This window comes from Ornithinimicrobium pratense (genome assembly GCF_008843165.1).
GTDB lineage: Bacteria > Actinomycetota > Actinomycetes > Actinomycetales > Dermatophilaceae > Ornithinicoccus > Ornithinicoccus pratensis.
This window is the reverse complement of the sequence record NZ_CP044427.1, coordinates 1,635,768-1,660,652: the sequence shown is the minus strand read 5'-3', so window position 1 is coordinate 1,660,652 and position 24,885 is coordinate 1,635,768. Positions and strand designations below refer to the sequence as shown.

23 protein-coding genes and 1 pseudogene are annotated in these 24,885 nt (G+C 71.4%); 4 read left to right on the top strand and 20 right to left on the bottom strand.

What is annotated here, in order from left to right; all coding sequences use genetic code 11:
* Positions 1–11 precede the first annotated feature (11 nt).
* From hisIE to FY030_RS07430, 9 genes are all read right to left on the bottom strand, one after another.
* Entirely contained in the window at positions 12–656 is a 645-nt protein-coding gene (gene hisIE, locus FY030_RS07470; protein WP_158060964.1) for a bifunctional phosphoribosyl-AMP cyclohydrolase/phosphoribosyl-ATP diphosphatase HisIE, read from the bottom strand.
* The gene (gene hisF, locus FY030_RS07465) at positions 653–1,444 is read right to left on the bottom strand and encodes an imidazole glycerol phosphate synthase subunit HisF (protein ID WP_158060963.1); all 792 of its coding nucleotides are present in this window, start codon (positions 1,442–1,444) and stop codon (positions 653–655) included. Before hisF ends, hisIE begins: the two co-directional genes overlap by 4 nt.
* Positions 1,441–2,196 (bottom strand): 1-(5-phosphoribosyl)-5-[(5-phosphoribosylamino)methylideneamino]imidazole-4-carboxamide isomerase, encoded by a 756-nt coding sequence (gene hisA / locus FY030_RS07460; RefSeq protein WP_238348606.1) that lies wholly within the window; start codon positions 2,194–2,196, stop codon positions 1,441–1,443. Before hisA ends, hisF begins: the two co-directional genes overlap by 4 nt.
* 32 nt (positions 2,197–2,228) lie before the next feature.
* A complete protein-coding gene (gene hisH, locus FY030_RS07455; RefSeq protein ID WP_158060961.1) occupies positions 2,229–2,840 on the bottom strand; it encodes an imidazole glycerol phosphate synthase subunit HisH in 612 nt (203 codons plus the stop codon).
* Positions 2,837–3,937 carry a bifunctional histidinol-phosphatase/imidazoleglycerol-phosphate dehydratase HisB gene (gene hisB / locus FY030_RS07450; RefSeq protein WP_158060960.1) on the bottom strand — a complete coding sequence of 367 codons (1,101 nt, stop codon included), beginning with the start codon at positions 3,935–3,937 and terminating at the stop codon, positions 2,837–2,839. The genes hisH and hisB overlap by 4 nt, the downstream gene beginning before the upstream one ends.
* Positions 3,934–5,130, bottom strand: coding sequence for a histidinol-phosphate transaminase (gene hisC / locus FY030_RS07445; protein ID WP_158060959.1), 1,197 nt, complete (start codon positions 5,128–5,130; stop codon positions 3,934–3,936). Before hisC ends, hisB begins: the two co-directional genes overlap by 4 nt.
* Positions 5,127–6,494: a histidinol dehydrogenase gene (gene hisD, locus FY030_RS07440; protein WP_158060958.1), complete on the bottom strand. Its 1,368-nt coding sequence runs from the start codon at positions 6,492–6,494 to the stop codon at positions 5,127–5,129. The genes hisC and hisD overlap by 4 nt, the downstream gene beginning before the upstream one ends.
* Complete coding sequence (gene hisG, locus FY030_RS07435) at positions 6,491–7,396, bottom strand: ATP phosphoribosyltransferase (protein WP_158060957.1); 906 nt, start codon at positions 7,394–7,396, stop codon at positions 6,491–6,493. The genes hisD and hisG overlap by 4 nt, the downstream gene beginning before the upstream one ends.
* 97 nt (positions 7,397–7,493) lie before the next feature.
* Positions 7,494–7,832, bottom strand: a complete 339-nt coding sequence (locus tag FY030_RS07430; protein ID WP_158060956.1) for a YerC/YecD family TrpR-related protein — start codon at positions 7,830–7,832, stop codon at positions 7,494–7,496.
* Between the two features lie 127 nt (positions 7,833–7,959).
* Between FY030_RS07430 and FY030_RS17070 the strand changes: the two are divergent.
* Positions 7,960–8,364, top strand: a pseudogene (locus tag FY030_RS17070) (peptidylprolyl isomerase); the annotation flags it as partial.
* 119 nt (positions 8,365–8,483) lie between these two features.
* Entirely contained in the window at positions 8,484–8,705 is a 222-nt protein-coding gene (locus FY030_RS17065) for a peptidylprolyl isomerase (RefSeq protein ID WP_272950550.1), read from the top strand.
* A gap of 5 nt (positions 8,706–8,710) precedes the next feature.
* Here the strand turns inward: FY030_RS17065 and hisS are convergent, their stop codons facing one another.
* From hisS to FY030_RS07410, 3 genes are all read right to left on the bottom strand, one after another.
* Positions 8,711–10,147 (bottom strand): histidine--tRNA ligase, encoded by a 1,437-nt coding sequence (gene hisS, locus FY030_RS07420; RefSeq protein ID WP_158060955.1) that lies wholly within the window; start codon positions 10,145–10,147, stop codon positions 8,711–8,713.
* A 73-nt stretch (positions 10,148–10,220) separates the two neighbouring features.
* Positions 10,221–11,243 (bottom strand): 1-aminocyclopropane-1-carboxylate deaminase, encoded by a 1,023-nt coding sequence (locus FY030_RS07415; protein WP_158060954.1) that lies wholly within the window; start codon positions 11,241–11,243, stop codon positions 10,221–10,223.
* 72 nt (positions 11,244–11,315) lie between these two features.
* Complete coding sequence (locus tag FY030_RS07410; protein WP_158060953.1) at positions 11,316–12,014, bottom strand: MBL fold metallo-hydrolase; 699 nt, start codon at positions 12,012–12,014, stop codon at positions 11,316–11,318.
* A 131-nt stretch (positions 12,015–12,145) separates the two neighbouring features.
* Between FY030_RS07410 and FY030_RS07405 the strand changes: the two genes are divergently transcribed.
* Positions 12,146–13,954 carry a DUF349 domain-containing protein gene (locus FY030_RS07405; RefSeq protein WP_238348605.1) on the top strand — a complete coding sequence of 603 codons (1,809 nt, stop codon included), beginning with the start codon at positions 12,146–12,148 and terminating at the stop codon, positions 13,952–13,954.
* Positions 13,954–15,375, top strand: a complete 1,422-nt coding sequence (locus FY030_RS07400) for a M18 family aminopeptidase (protein WP_238348604.1) — start codon at positions 13,954–13,956, stop codon at positions 15,373–15,375. Before FY030_RS07405 ends, FY030_RS07400 begins: the two co-directional genes overlap by 1 nt.
* A gap of 108 nt (positions 15,376–15,483) precedes the next feature.
* Here FY030_RS07400 and FY030_RS07395 read toward each other — a convergent pair whose 3' ends face one another.
* The 8 genes from FY030_RS07395 to ruvC all read right to left on the bottom strand — a co-directional run bounded on the left by FY030_RS07395 (position 15,484) and on the right by ruvC (position 24,770).
* Positions 15,484–17,817, bottom strand: coding sequence for a RelA/SpoT family protein (locus FY030_RS07395; RefSeq protein ID WP_158060952.1), 2,334 nt, complete (start codon positions 17,815–17,817; stop codon positions 15,484–15,486).
* Between the two features lie 66 nt (positions 17,818–17,883).
* Positions 17,884–18,420 carry an adenine phosphoribosyltransferase gene (locus FY030_RS07390; protein ID WP_420371876.1) on the bottom strand — a complete coding sequence of 179 codons (537 nt, stop codon included), beginning with the start codon at positions 18,418–18,420 and terminating at the stop codon, positions 17,884–17,886.
* 5 nt (positions 18,421–18,425) lie between these two features.
* Positions 18,426–19,625: a protein translocase subunit SecF gene (secF, locus tag FY030_RS07385; protein ID WP_158060950.1), complete on the bottom strand. Its 1,200-nt coding sequence runs from the start codon at positions 19,623–19,625 to the stop codon at positions 18,426–18,428.
* The gene (secD, locus tag FY030_RS07380; protein WP_158060949.1) at positions 19,625–21,691 is read right to left on the bottom strand and encodes a protein translocase subunit SecD; all 2,067 of its coding nucleotides are present in this window, start codon (positions 21,689–21,691) and stop codon (positions 19,625–19,627) included. The genes secF and secD overlap by 1 nt, the downstream gene beginning before the upstream one ends.
* The gene (locus FY030_RS07375; protein WP_158060948.1) at positions 21,688–22,059 is read right to left on the bottom strand and encodes a preprotein translocase subunit YajC; all 372 of its coding nucleotides are present in this window, start codon (positions 22,057–22,059) and stop codon (positions 21,688–21,690) included. The genes secD and FY030_RS07375 overlap by 4 nt, the downstream gene beginning before the upstream one ends.
* Positions 22,060–22,300: 241 nt before the next feature.
* Positions 22,301–23,398 carry a Holliday junction branch migration DNA helicase RuvB gene (gene ruvB, locus FY030_RS07370; RefSeq protein WP_158062701.1) on the bottom strand — a complete coding sequence of 366 codons (1,098 nt, stop codon included), beginning with the start codon at positions 23,396–23,398 and terminating at the stop codon, positions 22,301–22,303.
* Between the two features lie 89 nt (positions 23,399–23,487).
* On the bottom strand, positions 23,488–24,099 hold the full coding sequence (gene ruvA / locus FY030_RS07365) for a Holliday junction branch migration protein RuvA (protein WP_158060947.1): 612 nt from the start codon (positions 24,097–24,099) through the stop codon (positions 23,488–23,490).
* Positions 24,096–24,770: a crossover junction endodeoxyribonuclease RuvC gene (gene ruvC / locus FY030_RS07360; protein ID WP_158060946.1), complete on the bottom strand. Its 675-nt coding sequence runs from the start codon at positions 24,768–24,770 to the stop codon at positions 24,096–24,098. The genes ruvA and ruvC overlap by 4 nt, the downstream gene beginning before the upstream one ends.
* Between the last annotated feature and the right edge of the window lie 115 nt (positions 24,771–24,885).

Sequence of the window (24,885 nt, the reverse complement as noted above, 5' to 3'; positions counted from 1 at the left end):
CCTGCCGTGCCTCAGCCGTGGCGGCGCCGGAGCACCTGCTCGACCTCGTCGATCCCCAGGCCGCGGGACCGCAGCAGAACCAGCAGGTGGTAGATGAGGTCCACCGACTCCCCCAGCAGCGCCTGGTCGTCCTCGTCGACCGCGGCCAGGGCCACCTCGACCGCCTCCTCGCCCACCTTCTGGGCGATCCGGCGCACGCCGGAGTCGAAGAGGGTGGTGGTGTAGGAGCCCTCTGGCCGCTCCTCCTGCCGGCTGCGGACGATCTCGGCCAGCTCGTGCAGGAAGGATCCTGGGCGGGCCTGCGGCCCGAAGCAGGTCTGGTCGCCGGTGTGACAGGTCGGCCCGGCCGGAACGGCGTGCAGCAGCACGGTGTCCCGGTCGCAGTCCACCTCGACCACCCCGACCTGCAGCGTGTGGCCGCTGGTCTCCCCCTTGGTCCAGGTCTGGCCCCGGCTGCGGGAGTGAAAGGTCGCCAGCCCGGTGGACAGGGTCGTGCGCAGGGCCTCCTCGTCGAGGAAGCCGACCATGAGCACCTGTCGGGTCAGGGCATGCTGGACCACCCCAGGGACGAGGCCGCCGGTCTTGGCGAAGTCGACGTCCTCGATCGCCAGGCCCGCCGGCAGCAGGGGTACCGGCGTGTTCTTCTCGGCGCTCATGCCGCCATGTCCGGGGTCAGCCTGACCTCGACGCCGGCGTCGGCCAGTGTGCGCTTGAGCGCCGGGAGCGGGATCGCTCCGGAGTGGAAGACGGTGGCGGCCAGCGCCCCGTCGACGTCCGCGTCGCGGAAGACGTCGACGAAGTGCTCGGGTGCCCCGGCCCCCCCGCTGGCCACCAGCGGCACCCCGCAGACCGTGCGGACAGCTGCAAGCTGTTCCAGGTCATAACCCTGCCGGACCCCGTCGGAGCCCATGCAGTTGAGCACCACCTCACCGGCACCATGCTCCTGCACCTGGCGCACCCAGTCGAGGGTGGTCACGCTCAGGGCGCGGGTGGCGTCCGGGTCCCCGGTGAGCTGGCGGATGCGCCAGACGCCGTCCTCGTCGCGCAGGGAGTCGACCCCGACGACCACGCACTGCACGCCGAACGCCTCGGCGAGCTCGGTCACCAGCTCCGGCCGCCGGGTGGCGGGCGTGTTGACCGAGATCTTGTCGGCACCGGCGTGCAGCACGGCCCGCGCCTGGTCCACGGTCCGGATGCCCCCGGCGACGCAGAACGGGATGTCGATGGCCCGGGCGACCCGGGTCACCCAGTTGACGTCTACGCCGCGGCCCTGGGGGCTGGCGGTGATGTCGTAGAAGACCAGCTCGTCGGCGCCCTCCGTGGCGTAACGGGTGGCCAGCTCGACGATGTCGCCCATGTCGCGGTGGTCCCGGAAGCGGGTGCCCTTGACCACCCGACCCTCGCGCACGTCCAGGCACGGGATGATCCGGCGGGCCAGCGTCATACCGCCTCCTCCTGCACCGCGTCGCCCACCGTGAAGCGACCCTCGAGCAGGGCTTTGCCGAGGATGATCCCCGCGCAGCCCGTGCGGCGGGCGGCCCGCACGTCGTCCACCGTGCGGGCCCCGCCGGAGGCCTGCACCTGCAGGTCGGGCGCCGATCGGGTGAGCATCGTGTAGAGGTGGAAGTTAGGGCCCGACAGGGTGCCGTCGCGCCCGATGTCGGTGCACAGGGCGTGGCGCAGGCCGGAGCCGTCGTAGCGGTGCAAGGTGGTGATGAGGTCCTGGCCGTCAACCGAGGTCCAACCGGCGACCGGCAGCACCCAGGTGCCGTCCTCCCCGATCCGGGTGTCCAGGGCGACGGTGATGCGCTCAGGGCCGAAGCGGTCGATCCAGCCCACGACGGTCTCCGGCTCCCTCACCGCCAGCGAGCCCACGACCACCCTGGTGGCGCCCGCCTCCAGGAGCCGTTCCACGTCCTCGGCGCTGCGCACCCCGCCCCCGGTCTGCACCTGCAGGCCGGTCGTCTCGGTGATCGTGCGCAGGGTCTCCAGCAGCGTGTATCCACCCGCGCGCGCGGCGTCCAGGTCGACCAGGTGCAGCCAGGTCGCCCCCGACCGGGCGTAGTTCTCGGCGACCGCGACCGGGTTGTCGGTGTAACGGGTCTCCTGGTCGTAGTCCCCCTTGTGCAGGCGGACCACGGCGCCCCCGCGGACATCGATCGCGGGGTAGACGGTGAACGGGCGAATGGTGTTCACAGTGTTCTCTCCGGTCGTATCAGGGTCGCGCGTCATCGGGCAACCTCCACGACAAAGTTTCGCAGAAGTCGAGCTCCGACAGAAGCCGACCTCTCTGGGTGGAACTGTGCACCCCACCGTAAGCCGCTGCGGATCACGGCGCTCAAGGGGGCACCGTGCGTGGCCGAGGCGACGGTATGCGGCCCGGGCGGGGCGGCGTAGCAGTGCACGAAGTAGGCCCGCTCCCCCTCCTCGATCCCGGCCAGGATCGGATCCTGCACGAGGCCGGTCAAGGCGTTCCAACCCATGTGCGGCACCCGTAGGCCGGGCGCGGCGGGGATCGCTCGCACCTGCCCCGAGATGAGCCCCAGGCCCTGGACGCCGCCGTCCTCCTCGGTGTGGTCCAGCAGCAGCTGCATACCCAGGCAGACCCCCAGCAGGGGTGCTTGGACCTGGTGCAGGACCTCGTCCAGGCCCAGCTCGCGCAGCCTGCGCATCCCGACGCCTGCGGCCCCGACACCGGGCAGCAGCACTCGATCGGCGGCGAGGATATCGGCCGGGTCGGACGTGAGCCGGGCGGTGGCGCCGAGGCGCTCCAGGGCATAGCTCACCGAGCCGATGTTGGTGCCTCCGCCGTCGACGAGGGCGACCCGTGGGCCGCTCACAGCACGCCCTTGGTGGAGGGCAGCTCGTTGGCCGGGCCTTGGCGGGACAGCGCCATGCGCAGAGCGCGTGCCACGGCCTTGAACCCCACCTCGATCTGGTGGTGGGCGTTGCTGCCCTCCACCTTCAGGTGCAGCGTGGCGCGTAGGGCGTCGGAGAACGAGCGCCAGAAGTGCTCGACCATCTCCGTGCTGAAGTCCCCGACGGTCGGCCGGTCGAAGGTGCCCTCATAGCGGAAGTAGGGGCGGCCGGACAGATCGATGGCGGCGCTGGCCTGGGCCTCGTCCATGGGGGCGGTGAACCCGTAGCGGCCGATGCCGCGCTTGTCGCCCAGCGCGGTGCGGATCGCCTCCCCCACTGCAAGGGCGACGTCCTCGATGGTGTGGTGGTCGTCGATGTGCAGGTCGCCCGCGCAGCGCACGGTGAGTGCGAAGCCGCCGTGCCGGGCCAGCTGGTCGAGCATGTGGTCGTAGAAGCCGATGCCGGTCTGGGCGTCCGCACCGCCAGGCGCGTCGAGGTCGACGTCGACGGCGATGCGGGTCTCGGCGGTGTTGCGCTCCACGTGCGCGACCCGCGGCCGGTCGACCACGGTGTGCGCGACCTGCGGCCAGGTGGTCGTCGGCAGACCGGCGTCCAGCCCCGGACCGGCCGGCAGGAGGTAGGTGGTGATGCCCAGGTTGTCCCCGAACTCCTTGTCGCTGAGCCGGTCCCCCACCATCACCGAGCGGGACCAGTCGACGTCGCGGTCCTTGAGCAGGTGCACGACGCGACCGATGCCCGGCTTGCGGGTCCACGGCGCATCGGGTCCGTCGTGGTGCGGGTCGATGATGATCTCGCGGAACCGAACCCCCTGGCTGGTCAGCACCTGCATGACCAGGTCGTGCGCGCCGTCGAAGTCCTCCTGCGGGAAGGCGTCCGTGCCCAGCCCGTCCTGGTTGGTGACCATGACGAGGTCGAAGCCAGCGTCCTGGATGCGCAGGAGCGCCGGGATGACCCCGTCGACGAAGGCCACCTTGTCCAGGCGGTCCACCTGGAAGTCCTCCGGCTCGTGGATGATCGTGCCGTCGCGGTCGACGAAGCAGATCGGGCGGGTGCTCATCGGGTGGGCTCCTGGGTCGTGGGGGTGGTGACGGCGCTGGGCGTGGTGATGGCGCTGGGCGTGGTGTCGCCGGTCGTGGTGGGGTTGAGGCGGTCGAGTGCCTGGCGGACCTGCTGCATCTCGGTGCCGGCCCCGATGGTGATGCGCACGGCGTCGTCGAGGCCCGGCTGGTGACGCAGGTCGCGTACGACGACCCCGGCTTCGTCCAGGGCCGTGAGCAGGCCGTCCGGGTCCTCGGCGCGCACCAGCAGGAAGTTGGCCTCGCTGGCGTAGACCGCGCGGACCCCGGGAAGATCCCGCAGCCAGCGGCCGACCTGGTCGCGCAGCACCAAGGTGCGGCCCACGCGGCTGCGCGTCTGCTGCAGTGCCTGCGGCGACAACGCGGCCAGCGCGAGCTCGGCGACGGGGGCGGGCACCGGGTAGGGCGCCTGGACGCGGCGCAGGACAGCTGCGAGGTCGGGGTGGGCTAGGGCAATCCCCACCCGGGCGCCGGCGAGGGCGTGCGCCTTGGACAAGGTGCGCAGCACGACGATGTTCGGGTGCTCCTCCAGCAGGGTGACGGCCGAGCGCTGCGCGGCGAACTCGCCGTAGGCCTCGTCAATGACGACAACGGCCTGCTCGGCCAGGGTCGCGGCCAGGTCTGCAACCTCGCGCAGGGGCACCACGGTCCCCGTGGGGTTGCCGGGCGAGGCGAGGAAGACGAGCCGGGCACCGCTGCGGCCCACCGCCTCGGCCACGGCGGCGGTGTCCACCCGCCAGCCCACGTCGTCGTCGAGCTGGGGGACGTCGACCACCGGCACACCGTGCAGGCGGGCGGAGACGGCATACATGCCGAAGGTCGGGGAGGTGATGACGACACCGTCGCGGGCCTCCCCCGGCCGGCACAGGGCGCGGACCAGCAGCTCGATCGCCTCGTCGCTGCCGCGGCCGACGACGACGCGGTCCGGTGAGGTGGCCCAGACGTCGGCGAAGGCCTCGACCAGGTCCGGCGGCTGCGGCTCAGGGTAGCGACGGCACCGCCCCTGCGCGTCGACGGCGCTGGGGTCGGCGGCCTCGTTGGCGTTGAGCCAGATCCGGGGGCCGCTCCCGGTCGGGCCGCTCGTGCGGGCAGAGGAGTAGCCGGCGAAGTCGCGCAGGTCCTCCCGGACCAGGTGCTGGGGGAAGCCGACAGAGGCGGGGCGGGAGACGCTCACCGGACAACGTCCGTGGTGGTGCCCGAGCTGGTGCCGGTAGTGATGGTCCCGGTGCTGGCGCCGCCCGCGCCGATCCGGGCCAGCCGCCGGGTGACCGCCCGCTGGTGGGCGTGCAGGGACTCGGCCTCGGCCAGGGTCACGGCGCACGGACCGACCTCCTGCAGACCCGCCGGGCTGGCCTGCTGGACGGTCATCGCGATCTGGAAGGAGCCGACGTTGACGCCGCCGGTGAACCGGGCCGCGCCGGCGGTGGGCAGCACGTGGTTGGTGCCCGAGCAGTAGTCGCCCAGCGTCTCCGGTGTGGTGTCGCCGAGGAAGACAGAGCCAGCCCGCTCGACACGGCCCAGCCAGTCACGAGGCTCGCGCAGGGCCAGGATCAGGTGCTCGGGGGCGTAGTCGTTGACGACCTCGAGCGCGGTCGCCAGATCTGGGGTGAGGATGATCCGGGATGCGGCCAGGGCCTTGCGGGCGATGTCGGCGCGGGGCAGGCTTGCGACCTGCTCCTCGACCTGCTCGGCCACTGCCTCGGCCAGTTCTTGGCTCTCGGTGAGCAGCAGCACCTGGCTGTCCGGGCCGTGCTCGGCTTGGGAAAGCAGGTCGGCGGCGACGAACTCGGCGTCGGCGCCCGCGTCGGCCACCACGACGACCTCGGACGGACCGGCGGGCAGGTCGATCCCGGGGCCGCCCTCGGCCGTCGACACCTGGCGCTTGGCCTCGGTGACCCAGGCGTTGCCGGGGCCGAAGATCTTGTCGCACCGCGGGACCGAGTCGGTGCCGTAAGCCATCGCGGCCACCGCCTGCGCTCCGCCGACGACGAAGACGCGCTCGATGCCGCACTCGGCGGCAGCCGCGAGCACCGCGGGGTCGGCGCTGCCGTCGGGCCGCGGCGGGGTGCACAGCACCACCTCGGGGCACCCGGCCAGCTGCGCCGGGATGCCGAGCATCAGCGCCGTCGAGGGCAGCGGGGCCGATCCGGCGGGAACATAGAGACCCACGCGGCGGATCGGCCGGACCACCCGCTCACAGACCACGCCGGGCGCGGTCTGCACCGCATAGTCCTGCTGCATACCCGCCTCGTGGAAGGCCCGGATCCGCCCGGCCGCCTCGATGATCGCGGCCCGCAGCTGAGGGTCCAGGGCCGCGACGGCGGCCTGCCGGTCGGCGGCGGGGACCTCGAGGGCGTCGACGTCGGCGCTGTCGAGTCGTGCGGTGAGCTCACGCAGAGCTTCGTCGCCGTGCGTGCGCACCTGCGCCAGGATGTCGATGACGCCGGAGGTGACCTTCGGCCCGGCTGCGGCGGTCGCCCTGCGCAGCGCGTCCTGCTGCTCCTGCGCGGACAGCTCAGACCAGGTCAACACGTTCATGCCAGCATCCCCTCTACCGGCAGCACCATGAGGTTGTGCGCCCCGGCCCGCTTGAGGTCCTCGAGCTTGGCCCAGGAGACCGGGCCGTGCACCAGCATCTGGATCGCGACCTCGTCGCGGCCCTCGACACCGGTCAGGGTCGGCTCGTGACCACCGGGCAGCAGGGGCAGGACCTGGTCCAGGACCGGGCGGGCCGCCCGCAGCATGAGCAACCGCGACTCCTTGAGCTGCATGGCTCCGTCGAGCCGGCCCAGCAGCAGGTCCGCAATCTCCTGACGCCCGTCTTCCAGGCGCTGGTCGGGCCCGGCGATGACCGCCTCGCTGTCCAGGATGGTGGTGACCGGGCGCAGCTGGTTAGCCCGTAGCGTGCCTCCCGTCGACACCAGGTCGCAGACCAGGTCGGCCTGCCCCAGCCGCGGCGCGATCTCGACCGAGCCGTTCAGCACCACGGTCTGCGCCTCAACGCCCTCCTGCCGCAGCCAACGGCCGAGGATCTGCGGGTAGGAGGTCGCGATCCGTAGGCCAGCCAGCTGCTGGGGCCCGGTCCACTCCTCGTCCTCGCCGATGGCGACGTCCAGGCTGCACCGCCCCCAACCCAGCTGGCGCCACTCGACGAGGGGCCGGTGGCCCTGGGCGCCCAGCGCCAGGCTGTTCTCGACCAGCACATTGCGGCCGACGATCCCCAGGTCACACACGCCGTCGGTGATCAGGCCGGGGATGTCGTCGTCACGGACGAGCAGCAGGTCCACCGGCAGGCTCTCGCCGTAGAGGAAGAGCCGGTCGCGGCTCTCGCGCCAGGTCAGGCCGCCGGCGGCGAGCAGCTCACGGGCCGGGTCGCCGAGGCGGCCGGACTTCTGCAGCGCGATGCGCAGGCGCTCACGCGGCTGGGCAGGAGGGGTCATGACGACCTTCCGGGTCAGGGGGGGTATGTGGTGGGTTCAGGCTGGCGATGGGCAGAGGGCGCCTCGGTCCGGGCGGCGCACACCGTCGGGCGCCAGCTCAGGCGGGGGCCGACCCCGCCGGATGGATATGTTGGCTGGCAGGATGATGCTGCAGCGCGGCCCGGTAGCCATCGGCGCCCCCGTCCAGGCACTTGGCGATCCGGCCCACAGTCGTCACGCTGACGCCGGTGACCTCGTAGATGCGGCGATACGGCATACCCCCCGCCAGCAGGGGCACGACCGACCAGCGGTCGGCCAGGGCCTCGATCTCGGCGGGCGTGCACAGGTCGTCGAGGAAGGCGTCCACGGCAGCCGCGTCGGTCAGCCCGGCGAGGGTAGCGGCGAGCTCGGCCCGCACCCGCGGCGCCCGCTCGGCGTCCCGCTCCCGCTGCTTCATCCCACTTCCGGCCCTTCACGTGACGATGCGCTGGTTCTGTGCCAGCGCGTTAATACGCTAACACATTGGGGAGGCTCGTCCGGACCACGTGCGTCCTGCCGGGTCGGGCCACCTAGAATCCCCGTTCATGCGCCGTCACCTGCTCACCGCCTCCGCCCTCGTCGCGCTCGTCCTCTCCGGCTGTGGCGACGGCTCGCCCATGTTCGGCTCCGACAGCCAGACCGAGTCCGTCGAAGACACCGAAGACACCGAGGAGACCGAGGAGACCGAGGGCACCGAGGGGACCGAACCCGCGGCGCTGGACTGCGAGGAGCCGCCGGCACCGCCGGCCGAGCCACTCTCCTTCACCCCGGACGACCTGCCCGAGCCGCATCCCGGCGAGCCCGCGACGGTGACCGCGACGCTGCAGACCACCTGCGGAGACGTTGCGCTCGAGCTCGCGGCCGCCGACGCACCGCAGACGGTGGCCTCCTTCCAGTTCCTGGCGCAGGAGGGCTACTGGGACGACAGCCCGTGCCACCGGCTGACCACCCAGGGCATCTTCGTGCTGCAGTGCGGCGACCCGACCGGGAGCGGGCAGGGCAACCCCGGTTACGGCTATGGCATCGAGAACGCGCCGGAGGACGGCACCTACCCCCCGGCACCCTGGCCATGGCCCGGACCCAGGATCCGAACAGCAACGGCGGCCAGTTCTTCATCGTCTACGACGACACCCAGCTGCCTACCCAGGGGGGCGGCTACAGCGTCTTCGGCCAGGTGAGCGAGGGTCTGGAGATCGTCGAGGCGGTCGCTGCGCAGGGCGGTCAGGGCGGCGCCGGGGACGGCGCACCCGCACAGCCCATCAGCATCCTGTCAGTCGACCTCGACGGCTGACCGGCTCAGACCAGCGGCTGGGCCAGCTCGACCCGCAGCGCGGAGACCAGCTCGGCTCGCGGCACGGTGAACTGGTCCTGACGGCGCAGGTCTTTGATCGTCACCGTCCCGTCGGCAGCCTCCTGCTCCCCGAGCAGGGCGACGAACCGGATGCCGGCGCGATCGGCATACCTCAGCTGCTTGCCGAGCTTGCCGCCGTCCAGCATGGTCTCGGTCCGGATCCCCCCGGCGCGCAGCTGGGCGGCCAGGGCCAGTTGCGCGTCGAGCAGCTCTTCGGACATCTGCGGCACCAGCACCTGCACCGTCGACTCACCCGTGGACGCCTCGAGCAGCCCTGCCTCACGCAGCTGCCAGAACAGGCGGGACAGACCGATCGAGATGCCGACGCCGGGCAGGCGGGACTTGGTGTACTGGCCGGCGAGGTTGTCGTAGCGACCGCCGGAGCAGATCGACCCGATTTCCGGGTGGTCATCCAGGACGGTCTCGTAGACGGTGCCGGTGTAGTAGTCGAGGCCGCGGGCGATAGAGAAGTTCAGGCGGTAGTCGGTCTCGGGCACGCCCATGGCCCGGACCAGGGTCAGCACCTCGCGCAGCTCCGCGATGCCCTCGGTCAACGACGCGCTCCCCCGGGAGCCGGTCTCCACCTCCGTGAGGCGGGACAGCGCGTCCTCGTGACCGGTCGAGCGCACCTGGACGAAGGTGAGGATCTGCTCCACCACCTCCGAGGACAGGCCGAAGCCCTCCCCCGTCAGGGTGGTGCGCAGGTAGTCCTCGCCGCGCTTGTCGAGCTTGTCCACCTCTCGCAAGACTGCTGCCTGTTGCTCACTGTCGGTGATGCCCAGGTCCTCGTAGAAGCCGCGCAGGAGCTTGCGGTTGTTGATCTGGATCGTGAACGGCCCGATCGCCAGGTCGGTGAAGATGCCGTGGATGATCGCCGGGCACTCCGCGTCGTGGCGGACCGAGAGCTGGTCCTTGCCGATGATGTCCACGTCGCACTGGTAGAACTCCCGGAACCGCCCGCGCTGCGGCCGCTCTCCGCGGTAGACGCGCTGCATCTGGTAGCGCCGGAAGGGGAAGGTCAGCTGGTGCTCGTGCTCGGCCACATAGCGCGCCAGCGGCACGGTGAGGTCGAAGCGAAGGGCGAGCTCGGGGTATGCCGTCTCCGCGGCGTCCTCGCCGTCACCGCTCTCCTGGCGGGCCGCGGCCGCCGCCTCGTTCGCCTTCTCCAGCGCCCCCGTGGACTGCACGAAGTAGACCTGGCGCTCAGTCTCCCCGCCGGTCTTGGTGAGCAGCACGTCGGAGCGCTCGAAGACCGGGGTCTCGATCGGCAGGAAGCCGAACCGCTCATACCCCGCGCGGATCGCGTCCAGCATGCGCTGGAAGGCAACCTGGTCTTGCGGCAGCAGCTCGAGGACTCCGGACGGCGTGCGGGGGGTAATCACCGAGTGAGTCTATCGAGGCAGCGCAGCCGCCGGTCCAGGTGCTGGCCGGCACCGGGCGGCCCCTGGTGTGCAGTCAGGAGGACCACAGCGCGTGGTAGGCGTTGACCGCCGGCTGACCTCCCAGGTGGGCGTAGAGGACGGTGGAGTCACGCGGGATCTCGCCTTCCTTGACGAGGTCGATCAAGCCGGCCAGGGACTTGCCTTCGTAGACGGGGTCGGTGATCATCGCCTCCAGCTGGGCGCCGAGCGCCATGGCCTCCATGGTGGACTCGACTGGCAGGCCGTAGAGGTCGCCGGCCCACCCGTCCAGGACCTGGATCTCGTCCTCGCGCAGCTCGCGGCCGACCTCGATGAGCTGGGCGGTGTGGTGCGCGATGCGGGACACCTGGTCCCGGGTCTGATCCAGGGTCGCGGAGGCGTCGATGCCCAGGACTCGGCGGCGGACCCCGGTGAGCTCCTCCAGGGCGGCGAACCCAGCGATCATCCCCGCGTGGGTCGAGCCGGTCACGGTGCACACCACGATCGTGTCGAAGAAGACACCGAGAGCCTTCTCCTGCTCGGCGACCTCGAAGGCCCAGTTGGCGAAGCCCAGGCCACCGAGGTGGTGCATGGAGGCCCCGGCGGGGACCGGGTAGGGCGTGCCTCCGGACTCTTCGACCTCCTGCAGGGCCTGCTTCCAGGAGTCCCGGATGCCGATGTCGAAGCCGGCGTCGTCCAGCCTGGAGTCGGCGCCCATCATCCGAGACAGCAGGATGTTGCCGACCTTGTCGTTGACCGGGTCCTCCCAGGGCACCCAGCGTTCCTGCACGAGGCGGCAGTGCAGCCCGAGGTGGGCCGCAACGGCGGCGACCTGCCGGGTGTGGTTGGACTGGTACCCACCGATGGAGACCAGCGTGTCGGCGCCGGAGGCCAAGACGTCGGGGACGATGTACTCCAGCTTGCGGGTTTTGTTGCCGCCGAAGGCCAGCCCGCTGTTGACGTCCTCGCGTTTGGCCCACACCTGGGCCCCGCCGAGATGCTCGGACAACCGCTTGAGGTGGTGCACCGGGCTCGGTCCGAAGGTGAGCGGATAACGGGGGAACTCGTCTAGCTTCATAGTCGACCTCGTCGTTCAGTGGGGTGGGTGGAATGCGGTGCGGTGACCGGGCGGTGCCAGGGCACAGTCTGCCTACCCTGCCAGGTCCTGCAGGTAGGGGTTGGTGACCCGTTCGCGCGCCATCGTGGTCGCCGGGCCGTGCCCGGGCAGGACCAGCGTCGCGTCCGGCTGCGGCAACACGACCTCGCGCAGAGAGCGCTGCATAGCGGCATGGTCGCCACCGGGCAGGTCGGTGCGCCCGATGGAGCCGGCGAAGAGCACGTCGCCGGAGAGCATGGTCCGCCCCAGCTCCTCGGAGGGTATGCCGTCCGGCACTCCCCCCAGGGAGAAGAGGACCGAACCTTCGGTGTGGCCTGGTGCGTGGGCCACCTCAATCTGCAGCCCGGCCAGTTCCAGGACCTCCCGGCCGGTGACCTCGACGACGTCCTCGGGCTCGGCCCACGCCGCGGCGCGGCCAAACTGCTGCTCCAGCGCCAGCAGTAGCTGAGGGTTCATGGTGGCCAGCGGGTCGCGCAGGCGATAGCGGTCGTCGGTGTGGATGTATGCGCCGGTCGTCCCCCCGCACACCGGCGTGACGGAGTAGACGTGGTCGAGGTGGCCGTGGGTGAGCAGCACCGCGGCGGGGCGGAGCCGGTGTTCGCGCAGCACCTCCTGCACCCGGTCCACCACCCCGACTCCAGGGTCGACGATCAGGCACTCCTCCCCCACGGCGGGGGCCACGATGTAGCAGTTGGTCCCGAAGGCGTCGGCCACGATGCTGCGCACGAACATGGTGTGCAGGCTAGTCCCGCAGGCAACACGAGGCGTTAGGTAGGGTCGGACCACTACGCCACGTCGAGTCGGCCCCGATGGTCGATCTCGCGGTCCCTTCCAGAGAAGAGCCACCCACAGTGACCGAGCAGATGCCGCAGCAGTCCGAGCGCTCCGCAGAGACCGACCAGTCGCCCGAGACCGAGGCCAACCTCGACCGGGTCACGGAACAGCACGTTGAGCACGAGGCCCCGACGGCCGCCCCGAAGCCCGACACGCCGGAGCCCGCGGAGGAGACCGCTGCCTCGGTGGACGAGCCCGCCGAGGCACCCGTCGAAGAGACTGCCGCCGTAGACGAGCCCGCAGACGAGCTCGCCGAGACGCCTGCCGAAGAGACTGCCACCGCTGACGGGCCAACCGAGGCGACTGCCGAGGCGCCTGCCGAAGAGACCACCGCGGCTGAGGAGCCCACTGCAGACGAGCCCACCCAGGCGCCTGCCGAAGAGACCACCGCGGCTGAGGAGCCCACTGCAGACGAGCCCACCCAGGCGCCTGCCGAGCAGCCGGCCCAGCCCACCGCCCCGCGTCCCGGTGTCCCGACGCCGGCTATGTTCGCGGCGCGCAAGCCGGCTGCTCCGCGCCCGGCGCCCTCGGCCCCCGCTGCTCCGGCTAGCCCCGACAGCAGCGCGGCGGTGGCCGAGCCGCTGCCGCCCAGCAAGTCCGTCAAGCACGGCCGGGTGGGCGAGGACGGCACCGTCTATGTCCAACTTGCCGACGGCACCGAGCGTGCCGTCGGATCCTTCCCCGGTGCGACCGCCGACGAGGCGCTGGCCTACTTCGCCCGCAAGTACGACGAGCTGGTCGCGTCCGCAGACCTGCTCAAGGCGCGCCTGGCCAACACGGACGTCAGCTCGCACGACGCCCGGCAGTCGCTGAATCACCTCAAGGAGCAGATCGGCGAAGCCAACGTCGTCGGCGACCTGGCCGCGCTGGAGGCCACGGTTGCCCACCTGGAGACCGCGATCTCCGACAAAGCCCGGGCCGAGCAGGAAGCCCGCGCGGCCGCCAAGGCCCAGGCGACCCAGGCGCGGGAGGCAATCGTGGCGCAGGCCGAGCAACTGGCCGCCACGGACCCCTCGCGGATTCAGTGGAAGCAGAGCAGCGCCCGGATCCGCGAGCTGCTGGATGAGTGGAAGGCCCACCAGCGCTCTGGCCCGCGTCTGGACAAGGGCGTCGAGTCGGGGCTTTGGCAGCGCTTCAGCGCCGCCCGCTCCTCCTTCGACAAGGCCCGCAAGGCATGGTTCGCCCAACTGGACGACCAGCACGCCGAGGCCAAGCGGCTCAAGGAGCGGCTGGTCGCGGAGGCGGAGCAGCTGGCGACCAGCAAGGACTGGGGCGCCACGGCCGGCACCTTCAAGCGGCTGATGCAGGACTGGAAGCGCGCCGGACGCACCTCCCGCGCCGAGGACGACGCACTGTGGCAGCGCTTCAAGTCCGCCCAGGACACTTTCTTTGACGCCAAGGATGAGGTGGTCGCCGCCGAGGAGGCAGAGTTCACCGAGAACCTCAAGGTCAAGGAGGATCTGCTCGCGGAAGCCGAGGCGCTGACCATCGACGAGGCCCACCTGGAGCACGCCAAGAACGAGCTGCGCCGCATCCAGGACCGCTGGGAGTCCGCTGGCAAGGTGCCGCGCGCCGACGTCCGTCGCGTCGAGGGCCGCCTGCGGGCCGTCGAGCAGCAGGTGCGCGACCTGGAGGACAAGAAGTGGAAGCGCAGCGACCCCGAGCTGACCGCCCGCGCGCAGTCCATGGTGGACCAGCTCGAACGCCAGGTGCAGGGTCTGGAGTCCGACCTCGCGGCGGCCCGCGCGGCCGGTGACGACAAGCGGGTCTCCAGCCTGGAGTCCGAGATCGCCACCAAGCAGTTGTGGCTAGACTCCGCGCGGGGTGGCCTGTCCTGATGGCCGACCCCACCACCGGGGCTGGCACCGCCGCCGCGGCCCCCGGCACCATGTCCGACGCACCCGGCAGCACACCCGCGGCGCAGCGCATCGAGGAGCTGGCCAGCCACGTCACCGAGGTCGCCGACGGCCTGTGCCGCTACCTGGACGCCTCGCCCTCTCCCTTCCACGCAGTGGACTCCGCAGCCAGGCTCCTCACGGCCCAGGGCTTCACCGAGGTAGCCGAGACCCACCCGACCCCGACTGCCCCAGGCAGCTACGTCGTTCGGCGGGGCGGCTCGCTCATCGCCTGGTCGACCGCCCACCTGGACGAGGGGGCGGCGGCGCACACCCCATACCGGGTCGTCGGTGCGCACACCGACTCGCCCAACCTGCGGGTCAAGCCGCACCCGGACTGGGCGCGTGCCGGCTGGCAGATGCTGGGTGTGGAGATCTATGGCGGGGCGCTGACCAACTCCTGGCTGGACCGCGACCTCGGCCTGTCCGGCCGGGTGGCTGTCCGGGATGCCTCGGCCCCCGGTGGGGTCGGGCAGCGGCTGTGGCGCTGCGACGACCCGATCCTGCGCGTCAGCCAGCTGGCCATCCACCTGGACCGCACGGTGCGCTCCGAGGGCCTGCAGCTCAACGACCAGCAGCACCTGGCACCCCACTGGGGCCTGGGAGCCGGCGTGGACCGCACCTTCCGCGACTGGCTGGCCGAGCAGGTCCAGGTCGCCCCCCATGACCTGCTGGCCTTTGACGCCATGACGCACGACCTCACCCCCGCCCGGCGGATCGGGCGGGACGGTGAGCTGCTCGCCTCGGCACGCCTGGACAACCTGGCGACCTCCTATGCCGGGGTGCTGGCTCTCCTGCACGCCGTGGCGGAGCCTGCGCAGCAGCCGTGGGTGCCCGTCATCGCGCTCTTCGACCACGAGGAGGTCGGCAGCACCTCCGAGCGCGGGGCCCAGTCGACCTTCCTGCCGGCCTGGCTGGAGCGCATCGTGCTGGCCGCCGGCGGCACCCGGGAGGACTACTGGCGGGCCCTGGCCGGCACGGTCATCGCCTCCGGCGACATGGCCCACGCCACCCATCCCAACTACGCCGAGCGACACGAGCCGCAGCACCAGATCCGGATGAACGGCGGTCCGGTGCTCAAGGTCAACAACAACCTGCGCTACGCCACCGACAGCCTCGGCGCCGCTACTTTCCAGATGGCCTGCGAGCAGGCGGGCGTGCCGATGCAGACCTTCGTCACGCGCACCGACCTGCCCTGCGGCTCCACGGTCGGCCCAATGACCTCGGCCCTCACTGGCGCCACGACGGTTGACTTCGGTGCCCCCGTGCTCTCGATGCACTCCACCCGCGAGATCTGCGGCACCCTCGACCAGGCCGGGTATGCCGCCGCTCTCGCCGCCTTCCTCGCCCCAGCCACCACCTGAACGACCGGCGACACGGTCTGCGCCTCACCGGGAACACGCTCTGCACGACATCGTGTCGCCGGTCGGGGGCAGAGCGTGTCGCCGGTCGGGGGCAGAGTGTGTCGCCGGTCAGGCGCTGCGCGGGTCGGTGCGTCGGCGACGGTGCGGGTCGGTGCTGGCGGTGCCGGTGACCCGGTAGGCGTCGAGCACCGCGGGGATGCGCCGCACAGCGCGGATCACCGACTCCAGGTGCGAGGGGTCGGCCATCTCGAAGGTGAACTTGGACAGCGCCACCCGGTCGCGGTTGGTCTGCACCGACGCCGAGAGGATGTTGACGCGCTGCTCGGACAGCACGCGGGTCACGTCGGAGAGTAGACCGGGTCGGTCCAGCGCCTCGACCTGCATGTTGACCAAGAACAGGCTGGAGGCGGTCGGGGCCCACGCGACGGCGAGGATCCGCTCGGGTGACTGCGACTGCAGCTGCTCGGCGTTGGTGCAGTCAGTGCGGTGCACCGAGACGCCCTTGCCGTGGGTGACGAAGCCGAGGATGGGGTCGCCGGGCACCGGGGTGCAACAGCGGGCCAGCTTGACCCAGACGTCGTCGGTCCCGACCACGGTGACACCCGGGTCGGCCTGAGGGAGCCGGCCGCGCTGCGGGCGGACCGCCTCGGCCAGGTCTTCCTCGGCACCGTCCTCACCACCCAGGGTCGCGACCAGCTGGTTCACCACGTGCTGGGAGCTGACATGGCCCTCGCCGACGGCGGCGTACAGACCCTCGATGTCCTTGTAGTTCAGGCTCTGCGCGACCGCGGTCAGCGTGTCGTGGCTCATCAGCCGCTGCAGCGGGGCGTTCTGCTTGCGCAGCACCTTGGCGATCTGGTCGCGGCCGGAGTCGACCATCTCCTCGCGCCGCTCCCGGGTGAACCACTGCCGGATCTTGTTGCGGGCGCGGGCGCTCTTGACGAAGTTGAGCCAGTCGCGGCTGGGCCCGGCGTCCTGGGCCTTGCTGGTGATGATCTCGCAGACGTCGCCGTTGGCCAGCTCGGAGTCCAGCGGCACCAGCTTGCCGTTGACCCGGCCACCGACGCAGCGGTGCCCGACCTCGGTGTGCACCGCATACGCGAAGTCCACGGGGGTGGCGCCCGCCGCTAGCGCCATGACATCGCCGTCCGGGGTGAAGACGTAGACCTCGGCGGCACCGACCTCGAAGCGCAGCGAGTCGAGGAACTCCCCCGGGTCCGCGGTCTCCTTCTGCCACTCGATGAGCTGGCGCAGCCAGGCCATCCCGTCCAGGGCTCCGGGCGCCCCGTCGGAACCGGCCCGGGCCTTGGTGCCGTCGGGGCCCTGCTCCTTGTACTTCCAGTGGGCCGCCACACCGTACTCCGCCCGGCGGTGCATCTGGTGGGTGCGGATCTGCACCTCGACCGGTTTGCCACCCGGACCCATCACCGTGGTGTGCAGCGACTGGTACATGTTGAACTTCGGCATCGCGATGTAGTCCTTGAACCGCCCCGGCACCGGGTTCCACCGGCTGTGCAGGGCGCCGAGCACCGCGTAGCAGTCCTGGATGGAGTCCACCAGCACCCGGACCGCGACCAGGTCGTAGATCTGGTCGAAGTCGTGCCCCCGCACGATCATCTTCTGGTAGACCGAGTAGTAGTGCTTGGGTCGGCCGGTGACAGCCGCCCGGATCTTGCTGGTCTTGAGCTCCTCAGTGATCTCGGCCCGGATCCGCGAGAGCATCTGCTCGCGCGCCGGCGCCCGCTCGGCCACCATCCGGACGATCTCGTCGTAGACCTTGGGATAGAGCTGGGCGAAGGACAGGTCCTCCAGCTCCCACTTGATGGTGTTCATGCCCAGCCGGTGCGCCAGCGGCGCGTAGATCTCCAGCGTCTCCTGGGCCTTGCGGGCGGCCGACTCCGCGGAGACGTAGCGCCAGGTGCGGGCGTTGTGCAGCCGGTCAGCGAGCTTGATCACCAGCACCCGGATGTCGCGGGCCATCGCCACGACCATCTTGCGCACGGTCTCGGACTGGGCTGCGTCGCCGTAGGTGACCTTGTCCAGCTTGGTCACGCCGTCGACCATCATGGCGATCTCGTCGCCGAAGTCCTTGCGCAGCTGCTCCAGGGAGTATGAGGTGTCCTCCACCGTGTCGTGCAGCAGTGCCGCCGCGATGGTGGAGGGGGTCATGCCGAGCTCGGCCAGGATGGAGGCTACTGCCAGCGGGTGGGTGATGTAGGCGTCGCCGCTCTTGCGGGTCTGGCCCTTGTGGGCCTGCTCGGCGGCCTGGTAGGCCCGCTCGATGAGGGAGACGTCGGCGCGGGGATGGGTAGCACGGACCGACCGCAGGAGCGGCTCCAGCACCGGGCTGGCGCTGGGCCGGGGGCCCCCGAGCCGCGCCCACCGTGGGCGCAGCCCACCGCCGACCCGGGGGGTCGAGGCGGCGGGCACGGGCTCACTCATGGACAAAGCATAGGTGCTGCTCCTGCGTGGACTGATATGCCCGGCGGGCGCCGAGCCGCGCGTGTCTCAGACGGTGACCAGGGAGTGCAGGTCGTAGTCCGTCAGCCGTGCGCGGCCTCCGAGCGCCCCGATCTCCAGGACCAACTCGATGCCGGCGACACTGGCACCGCAGCGCTGGACCAGCTCGCAGGTGGCCGCCAGCGTGCCGCCGGTGGCCAGCACGTCGTCGACGACCAGGACCCGCTCGCGGTGGTCGACGGCATCCTGGTGGATCTCCAACGTCGCCTCGCCGTACTCCAGCGTGTAGGACTGGGTGTGCACGGCCGCGGGCAGCTTGCCGGCCTTGCGCACCGGCACGAAACCGACGCCGAGCTCGTGCGCGATCATCGCCCCGAGGATGAAGCCGCGCGCCTCGATCCCGGCGACCACGTCCACCTGCCCCTGCCGGCGCCGCACCGTGTCCGCCACGATCCGGTCCCGCAACGGTCGGTCCAGCAGCAACGGGGTGAAGTCCTTGAAGGTCACCCCCGGCTCGGGAAAGTCGGGGATATTCCGCATCCCCGCCAGGACCGCGGCGGAGAGCTCGCGGTCAGGCTCGGGCACGGCCATCAGGAGCGTCGCTTGCGCTTGGGCTGGTTGCGCGGCCCGCGCTGGGCGTAGGGGTGCAGCTGGCGACCCGGGGAGGGCTGTCCGCTGCTGGGCTGGCGCACCTGGGTCGGCGCGCCCACGGCCGCGGTCTGCGCCTGGGTGTCGTCGTCCTCCTCGCCGTCGAGCTGCTCGCCGCCGACCACGTCCTCAGGCTCACCCACCCGGGCGCCCCGGGTCTCCTGGCGCGCCCGGCGCTTGGCGACCTGTGTGTCGTGCTTGCGGATCCCCAGCTCTCCCTGCCGCATGGTGACCAGCAGCGGGGTAGCGATGAAGATCGAGGAGAAGGTGCCCACCGCGATGCCGATGAACAGAGCCCACGAGAGGTCGACCAGGGTGCCCGGACCGATGATCGTCAGGCCCACCAGCAGGATGACACCGACCGGCAGCAGGGCCACGATCGAGGTGTTGATCGAGCGCACCAGGGTCTGGTTGACCGCCAGGTTCGCCGCCTCGGCGAAGGTCTGCCGGCCGGTGTCCATGGCGTGCTCGGTGTTCTCCCGGACCTTGTCGAACACCACGATCGTGTCGTAGATCGAGTAGCCCAGGATGGTCAAGAAGCCGATGACCGAGGCCGGTGAGACCTCGATGCCCAGCAGGGCATAGACGCCGACGGTGAAGATGACGTCGTGGACCAACGCCACCATCGCGGCCGCGGCCATCTTCCAGGTCTGGAAGTAGAAGGTCAGCACGAGTGCGACCAGGGCCAGGAACACCGCGAGCGCGATGAGGGCGCGCTGGGTGACGGTCTCACCCCAGGACGGACCGACGAAGCTGCTGGTCACGTCCTCAGCCGGGACGCCGAACTCGTCCGCCAGGTCGAGCCGGGCGGTCTCGGCGTCCTGGTTGGACAGCTCGCCGGTCTGGACCCGGATGGTGCTGTCCCCGATCCGGGTGATGCTGTGGGTCCCGCCCGACGCGACCTCGTTCATCACCTCGTTCGCACGCTGCTCGTAGGAGTCCAGGTCCTGGACCTGGCTGACCCGCAGCTCGGAGCCGCCACGGAACTCGATGCCGAAGTTCAGGCCCTGGCCTAGCAGCCCCACCAGGGACAGCGCCATCAGCACTCCGGAGACGATGTACCAGAACCGCCTTCGGTGGACGATGGGGTAGGACCTCTTGCCGCTGAACAGGTCGTTGCCCAGCTGGGAGAAGCGCGACATCAGACCACACCACCTTCCAGCTCTTCGCGGGTATGCCGACGGGAACCCACCGGGATCACGTCGGGCTCGCGCACCTGGCCCCGGCCCAGGTAGGCCGAGCGCTTGGCACCCAGCCGCTCCGGCTCCATACCCGACCACTTGCGGCCCTCGCCGAAGTAGCGGGTGTTGGCCAGGATGCTCACGACCGGGTGGGTGAACATGAACACCACGATGAGGTCGATGACCGTGGCCAGACCCAGCATGAACGCGAAGGCGGCGACGCCGGCCTCGGAGAGCATGTAGAGCACCACGGCCGCGATGAGGTTGACCACATCGGAGATGATCAGGGTCCGGCGGGCACGCGCCCACCCGGTGTCCACGGCATACCGCAGCGGCCGTCCGGCCCGGACCTCGTCCCGGATGCGTTCGAAGTAGACGATGAAGCTGTCGGCCGTGATGCCGATCGAGACGATCAGACCGGTGATTCCGGCCATCGTCAGGCGCAGGTTGTTGGACCAGCCCAGCAGCGTCACCCCGCCGTAGGCCAGGGCGGCAGCGATGGCGAGGGCGGCGATCGCCACGAACCCGAGCGCGTGGTACTGGATCAGCAAGTAGGAGAAGACCAGGAGCAGACCGATGGCACCGGCGATGACGCCCCAGCGCAGCTGCTCACCACCCAAGGTCGGGCTGATCTGCTCGTCGGTCTGCACCTCGAAGCTCAGCGGCAGGGCACCGAAGCGCAGCTGGTTGGACAGCGTCTCAGACTCCTGCGCGGTGAAGTCGCCGGTGATGGTCGCGGTGCCGCCGCCGATCACCGACTGCACGCCCGGGGCGGAGATGACCTCGCCGTCCAGGACCATGGCGAACCGGTTGCGGGGGTCGACCCCACCGGTGGGCGACGGGGCGCCGCGGTAGCTGAACAGCCGCTGGGTGATGTCGGCGAAGGTCCGTCCACCCTCGTTGTCGAAGGTCAGCACGACCTCCCACCGGCCGGTGGGGGCGCCGCCCTGGAGCTGCTCGGGGCCGAAGGTGGCGTCGGTGACGCTGGCGCCGGAGAGCTCGGTCGGGCCCAGGATGTACTTCTCCGTGCCCTCCGTGTTGCAGGTCACGATCGGGGCCGCCGCCAGGGCGTTGGCCACGCTCGAGGCGACGTCGCCGGTGCAGTCCTCGGCGAGGAACTGCTGCTGCAGCTCGGCGGTGATCTGGTTCAGGTCGGACGGGTCGGCTGGCGGGAGGGTCTCCCCCGGGGCCTCGGTCTGCTCGGGCGCCTCAGGGGCCTCGGTCTGCTCGACGTCCTGCGCCGCGTCCACGTCGGTCGTGCTTGCGGCGGCCTGGGCCAAGGTGGGGAAGCCGGTGCCGCTCCGCACGGCCGCGGGGGCCTCGCCCCCGCGGTTCTCCTGCGTCTGGACCGCGTCGTCGACGTCGGCGTCTTCGTCCTGGCCGTCGATGTCCTCGGTGAGGGGGTCCGTCACCCCTTCGAGGTCTGGAGCGTTCAGCTCGTCCAGCAGGCTCGGGGGCAGAGGCAGCGTCCGCGGCGCCGGCAGCTCCTCGCCGGGCGGGAGAATCAACTGGGCGGCGAGGACGGGACGGAACTGCAGTTGCGAGGACCGGCCCAGGGCCTCCAGCTGCTCGCGTGTCGGACTGCCGGGGATGGCCACCGAGATGTTGCTGCCCATCCGGGAGACCTCGGCCTCGGTGACCCCACCGCCGTCGACGCGGCGGCGGATGATGTCGATGGCCTGGTCGAGCTGCTCGCTGCTGACGGACGCACCCTCCTCGGTGACCGGCGCGATGACCATCTGCCGGCCGCCGGCCAGGTCCAGGCCCAGCTGTGGGGTCAGGTCAGCGCGGGGGTCGCCCCAAAGGTGCGCGGCCCCGAGGCCGCCGAAGAGGGTGACCATCAGGACACCGAGCGCGATCAGCGTGCGGATCGGGCCCCGCATCCGGGCCCGGCGACGGCTACGGCTCGTCTTCTTGGCGGTCTTCTTCGGGGCGCCGGATGAGGTGCTCTGCCGACGACCGGTGTCCCGGCCGGTGCCCGGGAGGTCCTCCTCCGGGCGGGAGGTGTTGGGGGTGGTGAAGCTCATCGCGGGTTGGTCCCCCCGGCGTCAGGGTTGGTGGTGCCCGGGTCGGCGTTGCCCGGGGCTGCGCGGCCGGGACCGGCCTGCGCGATCGACAGGGGCACGATGGCCCGTCGGTCCATCCGGATCACAACGCCCTCGGCGATGCGCAGCTGGACGACCTCGCCCTCCAGGCCGGCCACCACCCCGTGGATGCCAGAGGTGGTGAGCACCTCCTGGCCGACCTGGACCGCCTGCTGGGCCTCTCCCAGCGCCTTCGTGCGCCGCCGCTGGGAGAACATCAACCAGACCAGGAGCAGGATCGGCAGGGCCAGAATGAGGATGGAGAGACCGCCGGTCCCCTGGGACGCGGCGGCGCCGGTCGCGAGTGTCATGGACCAGACCCTTCAGCTGTGAGTGTCGTCGACGTCGATCTCGACAACAGAGGTCGAGGCCGGGCACCTGCGCGACGTCAACCGCGGCAGGGCACCCGGGGAAGTCTAGGTGAGCGGGCGGGCGCCACCAAAGAGGCGGGTGCCCGTGTCTGACCGGCGACACGGTCTGCCCCGACCGGGGACACGCTCTGCCCCGACCGGGGACACGGTCTGCCCCGACCGGCGACACGGTCTGCGGATCCTAGTCGTCGAGCGGGAGCGGGTCCTGGCCGGCCGGGGTGCCGAGCCGCCCCGTGCCGGCCTCGACCGGCGCGCCCGGATAGCCACCCACGCGCTGGCCGGCGTCGGCCGGTGGCGTGAGCCCGAGGTGCTCCCAGGCGGCCCGGCTGGCCGCGCGGCCTCGCGGCGTGCGGATCATGAAGCCTTCGCGGACCAGGTAGGGCTCGGCCACGGTCTCCACCGTGTCCGGTTCCTCACCGACGGCCACGGCGAGCGTGGACAGCCCGACCGGTCCTCCGCCGAACCTGGTGCACAAGGCTTCCAGGACTGCGCGGTCCAGCCGGTCCAGCCCGAGCTCGTCGACGTCGAAGAGATTCAGCGCGGCCCGGGCCGCCGGCTCGTCGACGCGGTCCTCGCCGTGCACCTGAGCCCAGTCCCGGACGCGTCGCAGCAGCCGGTTGGCGACCCGGGGGGTGCCGCGGGAACGGGAGGCGATCTGCTGCACGCCGGCCTCGTCAGCCGCGATGCCCAGCAGGTCGGCGTTGCGGTGCAGGATCGTGGCCAGGTCTTCGGTGGCGTAGTAGTCGAGGTGGCCGGTGAAGCCGAACCGGTCGCGCAGCGGCGCGGGCAGCAGCCCTGCCCGGGTGGTGGCCCCGACCACGGTGAACGGCGGCAGCTCCAGCGGGATCGCCGTGGCGCCCGGGCCCTTGCCGACGATGACGTCGACCCGGAAGTCCTCCATGGCCAGGTAGAGCATCTCCTCGGCAGGGCGAGACATCCGGTGGATCTCGTCCAGGAAGAGCACCTCGCCCTCCACCAGGGAGGACAGGACGGCCGCCAGGTCACCCGCGTGCTGGATAGCCGGGCCGGAGGTGATCCGGATCGGCTGCTCCAGCTCGCCGGCGATGATCATCGCCAGGGTCGTCTTGCCCAGGCCGGGCGGGCCGGAGAGCAGCACGTGGTCCGGCGGGCTGCCGCGCCGCCGCGCCGCCTCCAGGACCAGACCCAACTGGTCGCAGACTCGGTGCTGCCCGGGGAAGTCCGCGAGCCTGCGCGGCCGCAGTGCGGCCTCCACCCGGCGCTCCTCGTCGTCGCCGCCGGGGTCCACCACCCGGCCCACGCCGGGGTCCTCCCCCGGCGCGAAGCCGACCTCTCGGGAGCCGTCGGCGAAGCCGTCGTCACCCAGGCCCAGGTCCGGGTCCAGGTCGCTCACCGGCCCAGCTCCCGCAGCGCGGCGCGCAGCACGGCCGCGACATCGGTGGGTGCGTCTGGGGCTGCTGTCACCGTGTCGAGGGCGGCGTCGGCCTGGCGGGTGTTCCAGCCCAGGCCTTCCAGAGCCGCCCGCACCTGGCTCACGACGGCGTCCTCGGCTCCGGCGGCCCCGGCGGGCGTGACCGACAGGTCGGCCGGGTCGACGCCCACGGCGAGGATCTTGTCCTTGAGCTCGAGCACCAGCCGCTCGGCCGACTTCTTCCCGATGCCGGGGATCTTGGTCAGCGCGGCGAGGTCGCCGCGGGCCAGGGCGGTGCGCAGGGCGTCTGGAGTGTGCACGGAGAGCATGGCCAGCGCGAGCCGGGGTCCTACCCCGCTGACGGTCTGCACCTGCTCGAAGAGCGCTTTGGCGTCGGCCCCGGCGAAGCCGTAGAGGGTCAGCGACTCCTCGCGCACGACCAGGGCCGTCTCCAGGGTGATCTCCTCACCCACCCCGCCCTCGGCCGCGGTCGCGGGGGTGGTGTGGACCAGCAGGCCCACCCCGCCCACCTCAACGATTAAGTGGTCCAGACCTACGTGCCGGACGGGGCCGCGGACGGAAGCGATCACGGGACGATCCTCCTGGTGGTCACGGGTCGCACGCCGGAGCGGCCGCTGGCCCGCGCCGCGGCGGCGCGCTGGGCGGTGCGGTGCTGGGCGTGCAGCTCGGCGAGCCGGTTGGATCCGGCCTGACCTGCGGCTTGTTCGGCCGCCTGCAGCCGGTTGGTCCGCCCGCCGGGGGCGCCCGCCTGGTCGACGCGGGCGTCATACCCTCCACGCCACAGGTGGCAGATGGCCAGCGCGAGGGCGTCGGCGGCGTCGGCTGGCCGGGGCGCCTCCTCGAGCCCGAGGATGCGGGTGACCATGTGCCCCACCTGCGCCTTGTCGGCGCGTCCGTTGCCGGTGACGGCGGCTTTGATCTCCGACGGGGTGTGCATCGCGAGCGGCAGCCCGAGCCGGGCGGCGGCCAGCATCGGCACGGCCGAGGCCTGGGCGGTGCCCATGATGCCCTTGATGTTGGCCTTGGCGAAGATCCGCTCCACGGCGATCGCATCGGGCGCCCAGTCGGCGATCCACTGGTCGATCTCGGTCTGCACCGACAGCAGGCGCTCGTGTGGCTCGTCCTCCGGCGGGGTGCGCACGACGCCGACCGCGACCATCCGCAGCCGTCGGCCGGGCAGGCCCTCGACCACACCGAGGCCGCAGCGGGTCAGCCCAGGGTCGACACCGAGGACGCGCACGGTGGGACCTCCTCGAAGCCGCGGGTGTGGACAGATGTTCGTAGGTCACGCTACGCGGCCGGGCTTCTCCCCCGGTGCTCCGACACGCGCGAGGCCAGGCCGGAGCCGCCCACGG